The sequence below is a fragment of the Simplicispira metamorpha genome, assembly GCF_004341365.1.
GTDB lineage: Bacteria > Pseudomonadota > Gammaproteobacteria > Burkholderiales > Burkholderiaceae_C > Simplicispira > Simplicispira metamorpha.
Genome location: NZ_SLXH01000015.1, coordinates 1 through 12045, shown reverse-complemented (window position 1 = coordinate 12045; position 12045 = coordinate 1). Strand labels below are relative to the sequence as shown.

The following is a 12045-nucleotide window of genomic DNA, read 5'->3' as shown; positions in this document are numbered from 1 at the left end:
CTAATCAAGGGTTGAGGGTCGATTTTTGCGGATTCCAGGCGTTGACCAAGGCCACCAGCGACAGCATCACCGGCACTTCTACCAGCACGCCCACCACGGTGGCCAGCGCCGCGCCCGAGTTCAGGCCGAACAGCGAAATCGCCACCGCCACCGCCAGTTCAAAGAAGTTGGAGGTGCCGATCAGGCAGGCTGGCCCGGCCACGTTGTGCGGCAGCTTGAGCCAGCGCGCGCCCCACCAACTGATGAAAAAGATGCCATAGCTTTGCGCGATGAGCGGCACGGCAATCATGGCAATCACCAGCGGCTTGGCCACGATGGTGCCCGCCTGAAAACCAAACAGCAGCACCACCGTGGCAATCAGCCCCGTGATTGACCACGGCTTGGTGCGCGCCACCACATCGGCCACCGCGTGGCTCGATCGCCGCTGCAACGCATGGCGCGTGGCCATGCCCGCCGCCAGCGGCAGCACCACGTACAGCACCGTGGACAGCACCAGCGTCTGCCAGGGCACGGTCACGTTGGTCACGCCAAGCAAAAAGGCGGCAATGGGCGCAAACGCCACCACCATGATCAGATCGTTGACCGACACCTGCACCAGCGTGTAGTTGGCATCGCCCTTGACCAGCTGGCTCCAGACAAACACCATGGCCGTACACGGCGCCACGCCCAGCAAAATCATGCCGGCGATGTACTCGCTGGCCGACTGCGGATCGACCCACGGCGCAAACACATACTGAAAAAACAGCACGGCCAACGCCGCCATGGTGAAGGGCTTGATGAGCCAGTTGACCACCAGCGTCAGCGCCAGCCCTTGCGGCTTTTTGCCCACGTCTTTGACGGCAGCCCAGTCGATCTGGATCATCATCGGGTAAATCATCACCCAAATGAACACGGCCACCACCAGGTTGACCTGGGCGTATTCCAGCGCCGCGATGGCCTGGAAGGCCCCCGGCACCCACAGTCCCAGGCCCACGCCCGCCAAGATTCCCAGCCCGACCCACACGGTCAGGTAGCGTTCAAACAAACCCATCTCAGACTCCGGAAGAAGAAATATCGGCACTGGCCAGCGCCAGCAGGCGCGGCACACCCACGGGCTCCTGTGCCAGCAGGGGCACTACGGCATAGCGCGTGGCGTGCTGTGTGGCCACGGCGTCGATCTCGCGCAGCTCATTGCGCGCGCGCTGGCGCAGCAGTGGCGAACTGACGTGGGCCGCTGCCACGCTGTTATTGACGACCCAGGCCCAGGGCGCAATGCCCGCGCGGCGCAGGTCTTCTTGCAGGTGCGCCGCTTCCAGCACGGGCGTGGTTTCGGCCAGCGTGACCAACAACACCTTGGTTTGCTTCGGGTCTTGCAGCTGCATCATCGGCGTGGTGAAGTGAACGCCCGTGCTGCCCATCTGGCGCACGATGTCGCGGTGGTAGGCGCCCGTGGCGTCCAGCAGCAGCAGGGTGTGGCCGGTGGGCGCGGTGTCCATCACCACAAATTTCTTGCCCGCCTCGCGGATCACGCGCGAAAAAGCCTGGAACACGGCGATTTCTTCGGTGCAGGGCGAGCGCAGGTCTTCCTCCAGCAACGCCCGGCCCGCCGCATCAAGCTGGGCGCCCTTGCTGGCCAGCACTTTTTCGCGGTAGCGCTGGGTCACTTCATGGGGGTCGATGCGGCTCACGCTCAGGTGCTCCAGCGCACCACCCAGGGTTTCGACCAAATGCGCTGCCGGGTCTGAAGTGGTCAGGTGAACCGGCAGGCCACGCTGCGCCAGCGCCACGGCCAGCGCAGCAGCCAGCGTGGTTTTGCCCACACCGCCCTTGCCCATCAGCATGACCAGGCCATGGCCGTCGGCGGCAATGGCGTCGACCAAATCAGACAAACGCGGCGCAGCAATGGCCGCCTGGGGCAAGGCATCGGCAGCAGCGGCCTGCGGGGTGGCCGGGGTGGCAGGCACCAGCAGTTGGCGCAAGGCATCGAGCCCGACCAGATTGAACGGCTTGAGCGCAATCACATCGGTGGGCAGCGCCTGCAAGGCAGCGGGCATGGCCGCCAGCATGGCCTGCTCGCGCTGGCAGATGGCAGCGGCCAGCGGGTCGTGCGCGGCCTCTTCGGGCGCCAACACCCCGTTGACCACCAGATGCTGCTGGCCCAGCCCGATGGCGTGCAGCTCGTCGTGGGTGCGGGCGGCTTCGCGCAGCGATGAGGGCTGTGCCCGCGCCACCAGTACGAGCCGGGTGCGCTCGCCATCGGCCAACGCGGCCACTGCGGCCTGGTATTGGCTGCGCTGCTTCTCCAGCCCAGCCAGCGGCCCCAGGCAAGACGCATCGCCCTTGCCGGCCTCTAAAAAACCGCTCCACGCGCCCGGCAGCTGCAACAGCCGGATGGTGTGGCCCGTGGGCGCGGTGTCGAACAGGATGTGGTCGTAGCGCGCATCCAGACTGCCATCGGTCAGCAGCGCGGTGAACTCGTCAAAGGCAGCAATCTCGGTGGTGCAGGCCCCCGAGAGCTGCTCTTCAATGCCTTTGACCACGTCGTCGGGCAGCACGCCGCGCACCGGGCCAACGATGCGGTCGCGGTAGCCCTGGGCGGCAGCCTGGGGGTCAATCTCCAACGCCCACAGGCGGGGCACCTCGGGGATGGCTGTGATCTGGTTGCCAATGGGCAGGCCAAACACCTGCCCCACATTGGAGGCCGGGTCGGTGCTGACCAGCAGCACGCGCTGGCCCTGCGCCGCCAACTGCACCGCCGCAGCGCAGGCCAGCGAGGTTTTTCCCACGCCGCCCTTGCCGGTAAAAAACAAAAAACGCGGGGCGTTGTCGAGAAACTGCATGGGAAAGCCTTTCAAACAGTGCAATCTGGGTGCGCCGCGTCAGCAGCAGCGGCTGCCAGTGCTGCCACCACAGCAGCCGCCCGTGCGGGGCTCGGCAGCGGCTTGGGGGGGCGTGCAGCAAGCACCCGCAGCAGGGGCTGCTGGAGCGGGTTCGGCCAATCCAGCCCAGCGCGCCAGTTGGGTGCGGGTGGGGTAGCGCCCGGCCAAGGCCACTTCGCCATCAACCAGCGTCAGTGGCAAAGCCTCCTGGCCCGAGCGTTGCAGCATGGCCTTGACCTGGGCGTTGTCAGCAAATGCCATGGGCTGCTGCGCCAGGTTAAAGCGCTCGATCTGGGCGCCGTTTTGGCGCGCCCAGTCCACATCAGCGGCAGCGTTGACCAACTGCTGGTCCACTTCGACGCCGCAAACGCCGGTGCTGCAACACAGGGCCGGATCAAAAATTTCAATGGTGGACATGGTGTGACCTTTCGGTGGAACAAAAAATGGAGGGGATGGCGCAGTAGCCCGGGCTACGGCGTGGCCAGGGTGCGAACCGTGTCTTGCAACAGCGCTTTGTGCAGTTTGTCGGTGGGCAGGCTCAGCAGCAGCTCCAGGCGCTTGCCCATGGCGTGCAGCGTTTGCCGAAAAGCGTCGCGCTGCTGCGCTTCGGACAAATTGCCCTCCGAGGGATCGGCATAACCCCAGTGCGCCGTGGCCGGGTGGCCGGGCCAGACAGGGCACACCTCGCCCGCAGCGTTGTCGCACACAGTGATCACCACGTCCATGTGCGGGGCGCCGGGGGCTGCAAACTCGTCCCAGCTTTTGCTGCGCAGTCCTTGCGTGGAGATGCCTGCATGGGCCAGCGTTTGCAGTGCCATGGGGTGGGGCTGCTGGTGCTCACGCGGACTGCTGCCTGCGGAATACGCGCGAAAACGCGGCACCTCTTCCTGAGCGGCCAGGTGGTTCAACAAGGCCTCGGCCAGGATGCTGCGGGCCGCGTTGTGGGTGCAAAGAAACAGAACGTTGAGCATGGTGCGTCCGTTGGGAGAGTAAGAAATGGGGTGTTGTGGCGGACTCAGGCGCCGGTACAAGCCACCGGGGCATCACTGCCCAGGCACAGGCTGGGATTGCCAGCACAGCACTCTGCGGTGAGGTAGGCGATCAGCTCGGTCATCAGGGCGATGTTGGCGCGGTAACGCTGGTAGCGCCCCTCTTGCACCACGGTGAGCAAACCCGCCTGCGTCAGCGCCTTCAGGTGAAACGACAAATTGGTGGGCGGAAGCTCCAGTTCCGCCGCAATCTCGCCCGCCACCAAGCCCTCGGGGCCTTGGCGCACCAGCAGGCGAAACACATCCAGGCGCACGCCCGAAGCCAGCGACTCAAACACAGTGGTAGCAGTGGTTTTTTCCATTCAGCAATTATTCAACAATAGTTGAAATATTGCAATAAAGAATCCACTGCGACCGCGCAGCGCCCATTCGCCGGGCGCTTACCAGGCGTCTTCGGGTTCGGGGCGGGCCAGCCAGTCGATGGGGTCTTGCTGCAACACCATGTCGATGTCCAGCCCCAGCACCAGCCCGACTTCGCCGGGAAACGTCACCGCCATCTCCTTGTCGCCCCAACCGGCCTCGCGCGCACGGGCCCGCCACGAGGCCAGGTGCAGCACGCCTGCCAAAGGCTCGTAGGCGTGGTTGTCAAAAGGGGCGTGCTGGTGGTGCAGCGCGTCCACCACCGCCTGGGGCAAATGCCAGCGCCGGGCCAGGGCCGCGCTGACGGTGCCGTAGCCAAAGCCAAAAATGCGCTGCTCCACCTTGCCACGGCGCACGTCCAGCGGAGATACCAGCGTGTTGAGCGACTGCACCTTGTCCGGGTGCGCCAGGTGGATGATCAGCTCGCCCAGCGCGTGCAGCAGGCCTGCGGTGTAGGCCGCCACCTGGCTTTGCTGCACGCTGCCCGCCAGGGATCGGGCCAGCTTGGCGGTGTTGCGGCTGTAGCGCCAAAACTGCTGCATGTTCATGCCCGGCACCGAGCGCGAGGTGGTGCCCAGCGGCGCGCTGCGCACCAGCGCACGCAGCTGCGCCACGTCCAGCAGCGCCAGCGCCTCGGAGATACCGGCGATCTGGCCCGAGAGGGCAAAGCCATCACCATTGGCCTGCTCCAGCAGGCGCGCCGCCAGCGCCGGGTCGGTGCCAAACAGCTGGTTGGCACGGCGCAGATTGGGCTCGTCGTGCGCCAGCTCGTTCATCAGCAATGCCACCGCGCGCGGCTGGCTGGGCAGCGCAAGGGGCGTGGCCAACAGGGCGTTCAGATCCATGGGGACGTGAGTTTGTAGAACGAAATTTCTAACAACTAGCCAAGAGCCAGGCCAGCATGATTAGCCACTTTCCGGGCCAATTGAGAAAAGTCGTCGTAGCAGGCACGCACGGCCTCAATGTGGGAACCAATAGCACCGTCAGCAGCGCGCAAGGCGAACATGGGTTTGCGCGCATCCATGGCCATGGGCATCAGGCTGCGGTAGTGTTTGAGCAAGGCCAGAGCGTAAGGGTCTGACGAAGGCGTGGGTACTTTGGACGCAGACTCATTCAGTACAGCCTCCCGATATACCGATGGAATGCGATCAACCCAACGCTGATAAGACTTGACGGGCCGACTCTCCCGGATACCGTGCTGGCTCACCACGTAGCCAATGGGTTGCATTTGGCCTGTTGGCGTCGCTAGGTCCGCAGGTGCCTTTGGTACCAACTCTTTCCAAGTTTGCCGCCATTCGCGAAGGGTTGGCCCGAGGTTTTTCAGCCCTTGCAACGAAAACAAGTCTGCCCCCAATGGCACGACTACTTGGTCTGATGCAATCAGTGCTGCGCGGTTGATGGCACCGAGATTGGGGCCAACGTCAATCAAAGCAATGTCAGCCCCCCACTGCGCCCCTTGCAAAACCATTCGATGGAATGCAGTCATAGTGCGAAAGGCTGCCTCGTCGCGGTTGTGGCAGCGCGGCCATGCATCAGAGAGCTTGTCTTCAAAGCGTGATAAACCCAAGTCACCCGGTATGAGCCCCAGTGTGGGTGCCAGTTTTTCAACGTGAGGCATTGCAATATCACCAATGCCACGCAATATCGGCTGTATGGAGCCGTATACCGTTTCCGGGTGCTCACCATCGGGCCAAAGTTCTTCGAGCCGCTCCTCGTCCAGAAACATGGAGGTAAGGTTAGCTTGTGGATCCAGATCCACCGCCAGCACGTTGACGCCACGCTCGGCAAACATCCACGCCAAGTGATAGATAAGCGAAGTTTTGCCCACGCCACCTTTGTTGTTGAAAAAGGCAACGCTTTTCATGAGGATCTCCTGCGGATGGTGACGAGGAACACTTTGTCGTCAATCTCAAATTCGGCAGGTGGATTGCCGTTGGCTGCCAAGAGATCTTGTGCCCGCTGAATCCCGTAGCCGTAACGGTTGACGTAGTTCATCGACTTCATGGCTTCAGCCAACACAGGGTTGCGATAGCTGTTGCGCCGCGTCAAGGTTGCGGGGGTCACTTCGCCATAAAGGCCGCCTGCACTTTGGATCTCGATGCGGTCAGCAAACCAGTAAAAACGCACAGGGGTGTTGGACTGGTAGTCGCGGTGGATGATGGCGTTGTGAAACAACTCGCGCAATGCCCACTCAGGGTAATCAGCCCCAGAGCGATCTTGAAACCCTTCTCCTTGCAAGGAGCGAACCGGGTTGTAAGCCATGATTTTTTGCCGCATGGTTTCCACCACGGTACGCAAGTCTCCGGAAACCTCGCTTTCATCGTCTGGGCGCTCCGTCATTCCATGGCCAGGAAATTTCAAGAACTGGACGTAAGCACCGGGCAAAAAATAGCGCGCATTGGAGCCAAACAGCAAGAGCCCTGCCACCGTGGGCCTGCCAGCGGTGAGGTCGTAGCAGCGCAGCGACGCCAACTTCTCCTCCGTGGTGCGGTGGTTGGCTGCAATGGTGTCGGAATCGACGGTTTGCATTCGATATTCATCGAACAACCGCATCGTCAGGTCGGTCAGCGTCGCTTCAGGTACCGGGTGGGCATCGAAGGTGGTAACCAGGCTGGCCCGGCGCTCCGAAAGAATGCGCTCTTCCTGTTCGTTGGCAATACTTTTACGTGGCCCAGTACGAATATAAACGCGGCCTTTGTAGCGAATAGGTGGAACCGTGGAGGGCTGCACAGTCACCACTGCAACGTCTCCGGTGGACAGCACCACTTTTTCGACGGTCATGGCTGGCGGTGGAAGCACATTGCCATCTGCGCGGATGGCAGCCAGATTGCGCAATAACTCGTCGGTCACGTCCAAACCACAAGGGGTGCCATCGTCGTTTGCACCCACGATGAGGTACCCAGGCTGCCGGTGGCCTGGATAGTCGTTGCCGAACGCACAAATGGCCTGGGCGAACTTGTCGGTGTTGCTGGTCGAGGTAGTGCGTTCGATGCAGTCAGATTCCAAATCGGTCAGTAGCGCTTGTACAAATTCTGGCGTCAACATCAATAGGCCTTTTTTCGGGCGCGCTCAGCGCCCCTTGGTTTGCAATTTGGCAAACGCAGCGGCCATGCTCGAAGCCACGGGTGCCTCGGGCGTGCGGCGCGGCGCTTGCTGGCTGCGGCCTGCGCCTTCAAAGCGGTTGTCGCGCGGGCCGTCACGCCGGGCCGGGGCGGCGTCGAGCTTCATGGTCAGGCTGATGCGTTTGCGCGGCACATCCACCTCCAGCACCTTCACTTTGACGATATCGCCGGTCTTGACCACCTCGCGCGCGTCGCTCACAAACTTGTGCGCCAGCTGGCTCACGTGTACCAGCCCGTCCTGGTGTACGCCCAGGTCAATGAAGGCGCCAAACTGCGCCACGTTGCTCACCGTGCCCTCCAGCACCATGCCTTCCTTCAGGTCTTTGATGTCTTGCACGCTGTCGTTGAAGCGCGCCACCTTGAAGTCGGGGCGCGGGTCACGGCCCGGCTTTTCCAGTTCGGCCAGGATGTCTTGGACAGTGATGACGCCAAATTTCTCGTTGGCAAACAGCGCCGGTTGCAGGGTTTTGAGCATGTCGGCGCGGCCCATCAGCTCGGCCACAGGCTTGCCGGTTTTGGCGATGATTTGCTCCACCACCGGGTAGGTTTCGGGGTGAACGCCGGTCATGTCCAGCGGGTTGTCGCCGCCCCGGATGCGCAAGAAACCAGCACTTTGCTCAAAGGTTTTGGCGCCCAGGCCCGCCACTTCCAGCAGCTGCTTGCGGGTTTTGAAGGCACCGTTGGCTTCGCGCCAGCGCACCACCGCCTTGGCCACGCTGCCCGAGAGGCCCGACACGCGCGAGAGCAGCGGCACGCTGGCCGTGTTCAAGTCCACGCCCACGGAGTTCACGCAGTCTTCCACCACCGTGCCCAGCGTGCGCGCCAGTTCGCTCTGGTTCACGTCGTGCTGGTACTGGCCCACGCCGATGCTCTTGGGGTCGATCTTCACCAGCTCGGCCAGCGGGTCTTGCAGGCGCCGGGCAATGCTGGCGGCGCCGCGCAGGCTCACGTCCACATCGGGCATCTCCTGGCTGGCGTATTCGCTGGCCGAATACACCGAGGCACCGGCCTCGCTGACCACTATCTTTTCGATAGCTGCTCGCGCTTTATCCGCGTGGCTTTCCGCCGCTTTTGCCATTAATTTGATGAGGTCAGCGGCGAGTTTGTCGGTTTCGCGGCTGGCGGTGCCGTTGCCGATGGCAATCAGGTTGACGCCGTGCTTGTCGCACAGCTTGGCCAGTGTGTGCAGGGCGCCGTCCCAGTCCTTGCGCGGCTCATGCGGATAAACGGTGGCGGTGTCCACCAGCTTGCCGGTAGCGTCCACCACGGCCACTTTCACGCCGGTGCGGATGCCGGGGTCCAGCCCCATCACCACGCGCGGGCCTGCCGGGGCGGCCAGCAGCAAATCGCGCAGGTTGTCGGCAAACACCTTGATGGCGACTTTCTCGGCCTCTTCGCGCAGGCGGGCGAACAGGTCGCGCTCGGTGGACAGGCTGAGCTTGACGCGCCACGTCCAGGCCACGCATTTGCGGATCAGGTCGTCGGCGGCGCGGCCCGCGTGGCTCCAGCCCAGGTGCAGGGCGATCTTGCCCTCGGCGATGCTGGGCTGGCCGGGTTCGGGCTCGACGGGCAGTACCAGCTTGGCATCCAGCATCTCCAGTGCGCGGCCCCGGAACACGGCCAGCGCCCGGTGCGAGGGCACGCGGCCAATGGGCTCGTCGTAGTCAAAGTAATCACGGAACTTGGCCACTTCGGGGTCGGCTTCGTTTTTGCTTTCCACCTTTTTGCTGCGCAGCAAGCCCTCAGCCCACAGCCACTCGCGCAAGGATTGCACCAGCGCGGCATCTTCGGCCCAGCGCTCGGCGAGGATGTCGCGCACGCCATCGAGCACCGCCGCCACGGTCGAGAAATCCGGCCCCGGCTTGCCGTCGTCCAGCACCTCGGGCGGGCGCAAAAAGGCCTGGGCCTCGGTGGCGGGCACCAGCGTTGGGTCGGCAAAAAGTTTGTCGGCCAGCGGCTCGATACCGGCCTCGCGGGCGATTTGGCCTTTGGTGCGGCGTTTTTGCTTGAAGGGCAGGTAGATGTCCTCCAGCTCTTGCTTGGTGGCAGCGGCAGCGATGGCTGCGCGCAGCACGTCGGTGAGCTTGCCCTGCTCGTCGATGGCTTTGAGCACGGCCACGCGCCGGTCTTGCAGCTCGCGCAGGTACGACAGGCGTGCCTCGACTTCGCGCAGCTGGATGTCGTCCAGCCCTTGGGTGGCTTCCTTGCGGTAGCGGGCGATGAAGGGAACGGTGGCGCCGCTGTCGAGCAGCTCCACGGCGGCCTGCACCTGCTGCGCGCTGACGCGGATTTCTGCGGCAATCTGTCCGATGATTTTTTGCATTGCTCTGGTGCCCCACGGCACATGGTCAGGAGAAGCGGGCAAGTTTGCCACAGGCAGGGTGGCAAACAGCCCGCACAGGGCCGTTGCCAGCACCCCAAAACACTACTTTTTTGATAGCTTATAGCGCACTACTGGCGGGCTTTAGCGCCTGTTTTGGCTCAAATTGTCAGTCACGGTGAATGCCCTGGGCTGGCGCTGTCGGCGCAAGGCAGCACGATGCGCACGCAGGTGCCGCCGCGCTGCGGGCGCAGCAGGTGCAGGCGGCCCCGGGCCAGTTTTGCGCGCTCTTGCATGCCCGTCAGCCCCCTGCCCCAGGAACTCCACGCCAGTTCGGTGGGCAAGCCCGTGCCGTTGTCGCTGATGTCCAGCTGCCAATGGCCCCTGTCGGGCACGTACACCATGCGCACCTGCACCTGCGTGGCACCGGAATGTTGCAGCACATTGCTCAGCGCCTCCTGGGCAATGCACGCCAGGTGTGCGGCCCGCTCACCCACCGGCGGCGTGGCATCGCTTGGGCAGTCCACGTCCCACACCACCTGTATGCCCTGGCGCTCCAGCACGGGCTGCATGCGGTGGCGCAGGCGCGCCAGGCGCTCGGGGAGCGATTCGTCGTTGCCGTCCATGGAATCGACCACCAGACGCAAGTCCAGCAGGCACTGCTCCAGCGCCCGCAGGGCCTGCGCCTGGGCAGGCACGGCAGCGTCCAGCAAGGCCATGGCGCCGACCAGTTGTGAGCCCACGTGGTCGTGCAAATCGCGCGCGATGCGCTTGCGCTCGGCTTGCAGCTCCGGGCTGGGGCGCACGCTGCGGCGTGGTTGCCACTGCAAAGCCCGGGGCAGGTGCATCCACAAGAGTGCGCCCAGGCTGACGGTCAGCGCTATCTCGATGATGGAGAGGTAGCGCAGGCTGGGCGTGCTCTGCGACCAGCACCGCCACACGATGACCAGGGTCAACAGGCACAGGGCGCTCCAGATGGCCACGCTGGCCAGCGCAAAACGGGGTGGGTGGGTGCGAAACATGGCAACAAACCATGCGACGGGGTTAAAAAAGGCCCCGGAGTGATGCAAATCGCACCGCCTGGGCCCGTGTCCGCACCTGCAGCTTGCGGTAAATGTTTCTGACGTGGGTGTTCACGGTCATGGTGCTGATGAGCAAACGGGTGCCAATTTCGGTACTGGTGTAACCGCTGGCCACCATGCGCAGCACTTCTTTTTCGCGGGCGGACAGGCGCTCGGCCTCGTCGGGCGCTCGGCGCTTGGCGGTGTGGCCGTTGGCTTGCTCAAAGCGCTGCAACAAGCGCCGCGCCAGCAGGGGCGTGATGGAGGCGCCCCCATTGGCCACTTGCAGCACGGCCTGCGCATAGTTGCCAAACCAGGAGTTCTTGACCCAAAAGCCCACTGCACCCAGCTCAAAGGCGCGCAGCACTTTTTCGTCGTTTTCCATGATGGACACCACCACGGCCTCTGCCGACGGGCGGGCGGTTTTCATGTAGTCCAGCAGCTCCAGGCCCTCGCCGTCGCCCAGGTTCAAGTCCACCAGCATCACGTCAAACTCGTGCTGTTTGATGGCTTTGCGGCCCTCGCGCACGCTGGCGGCCTGGGCCACTACCAAGGTGCGCGGGTCGGCCATCAGGTCTTGCGCAATGATTCTGCGGATATGGGCGTCGTCGTCCACCAGCAACACACGCACCGGGCGCTCGGCCTGCCCCGTCAGGAAGTCAGGCCACACCGAGGGCGGGTGGGAATACATGCCGAAGTGACCTTCTTCTCCCAGGCCCCGTGCCTGCGGTGCGCAGGTGGGTTCTGCCGGGATCTGTGCGCTTTCATTTCTGACCATACATCCTCCAGTGGTGCCGAAATACACAACTCTCAGGGGGCATGCGGCACACATGCACGATGGGGGCGGCTTGACCGCTGGATGCCACACTAAAAGAAACAGCGGCAAACATCCACACCGTTCGGTAGCGATTTGCAAGCGTTGCAATGCTTACAACCTGACACTACCACTGAATCATCAAGCCTGGAATTGGACTTTACGCGGCATCTCAGCCTGCCCATCCTATGAATTGGCATGCATAGGTCAGACAAAAACTCGCATGGTTGGGCTAGTACTACAGCCGTAGATTCTCTTCAGGAGGAATGCATCCCCGACGCCGGTAGTGGAACAGCTGCGCCCGTCGTTGATGTCGCCTGCGCCAGGCAGACCAGTGCAGGATATGGTCTGCGCCGTGCGATGCGCCCCACAGCAGCCTCGACAGCAGGCGCCTGAGTTCGGGCACGCTCAGAGGTGTCAGCCCTGGGTACACTTTTTTTGGGCTTGTGCCCGCAGTGCCA

Annotated in this window: 11 protein-coding genes; all 11 read right to left on the bottom strand. The window is 63.4% G+C overall.

The window, feature by feature from the left end:
* Positions 1 to 4 precede the first annotated feature (4 nt).
* The 11 genes from arsB to EV674_RS09300 all read right to left on the bottom strand — a co-directional run bounded on the left by arsB (position 5) and on the right by EV674_RS09300 (position 11461).
* Entirely contained in the window at positions 5 to 1030 is a 1026-nt protein-coding gene (gene arsB / locus EV674_RS09350) for an ACR3 family arsenite efflux transporter (protein ID WP_119014235.1), read from the bottom strand.
* 1 nt (position 1031) lies between these two features.
* Complete coding sequence (gene arsA, locus EV674_RS09345) at positions 1032 to 2819, bottom strand: arsenical pump-driving ATPase (RefSeq protein ID WP_119014234.1); 1788 nt, start codon at positions 2817 to 2819, stop codon at positions 1032 to 1034.
* A 39-nt stretch (positions 2820 to 2858) separates the two neighbouring features.
* Complete coding sequence (arsD, locus tag EV674_RS09340) at positions 2859 to 3275, bottom strand: arsenite efflux transporter metallochaperone ArsD (protein ID WP_119014233.1); 417 nt, start codon at positions 3273 to 3275, stop codon at positions 2859 to 2861.
* A 53-nt stretch (positions 3276 to 3328) separates the two neighbouring features.
* Positions 3329 to 3829: an arsenate reductase ArsC gene (locus tag EV674_RS09335; protein WP_119014232.1), complete on the bottom strand. Its 501-nt coding sequence runs from the start codon at positions 3827 to 3829 to the stop codon at positions 3329 to 3331.
* Between the two features lie 44 nt (positions 3830 to 3873).
* Positions 3874 to 4209, bottom strand: a complete 336-nt coding sequence (locus tag EV674_RS09330) for an ArsR/SmtB family transcription factor (RefSeq protein WP_119014231.1) — start codon at positions 4207 to 4209, stop codon at positions 3874 to 3876.
* 78 nt (positions 4210 to 4287) lie between these two features.
* Positions 4288 to 5112 (bottom strand): HDOD domain-containing protein, encoded by an 825-nt coding sequence (locus EV674_RS09325; protein WP_119014230.1) that lies wholly within the window; start codon positions 5110 to 5112, stop codon positions 4288 to 4290.
* 35 nt (positions 5113 to 5147) lie between these two features.
* Positions 5148 to 6131, bottom strand: coding sequence for a ParA family protein (locus EV674_RS09320; protein WP_119014229.1), 984 nt, complete (start codon positions 6129 to 6131; stop codon positions 5148 to 5150).
* Complete coding sequence (locus EV674_RS09315; protein ID WP_119014228.1) at positions 6128 to 7312, bottom strand: ATP-binding protein; 1185 nt, start codon at positions 7310 to 7312, stop codon at positions 6128 to 6130. Before EV674_RS09315 ends, EV674_RS09320 begins: the two co-directional genes overlap by 4 nt.
* Before the next feature lie 24 nt (positions 7313 to 7336).
* Complete coding sequence (locus EV674_RS09310; protein WP_119014227.1) at positions 7337 to 9712, bottom strand: Tex family protein; 2376 nt, start codon at positions 9710 to 9712, stop codon at positions 7337 to 7339.
* Between the two features lie 170 nt (positions 9713 to 9882).
* Positions 9883 to 10731, bottom strand: coding sequence for a sensor histidine kinase (locus tag EV674_RS09305; RefSeq protein WP_119014226.1), 849 nt, complete (start codon positions 10729 to 10731; stop codon positions 9883 to 9885).
* 22 nt (positions 10732 to 10753) lie between these two features.
* Positions 10754 to 11461, bottom strand: a complete 708-nt coding sequence (locus tag EV674_RS09300) for a LuxR C-terminal-related transcriptional regulator (protein ID WP_119014266.1) — start codon at positions 11459 to 11461, stop codon at positions 10754 to 10756.
* Positions 11462 to 12045: the final 584 nt, after the last annotated feature.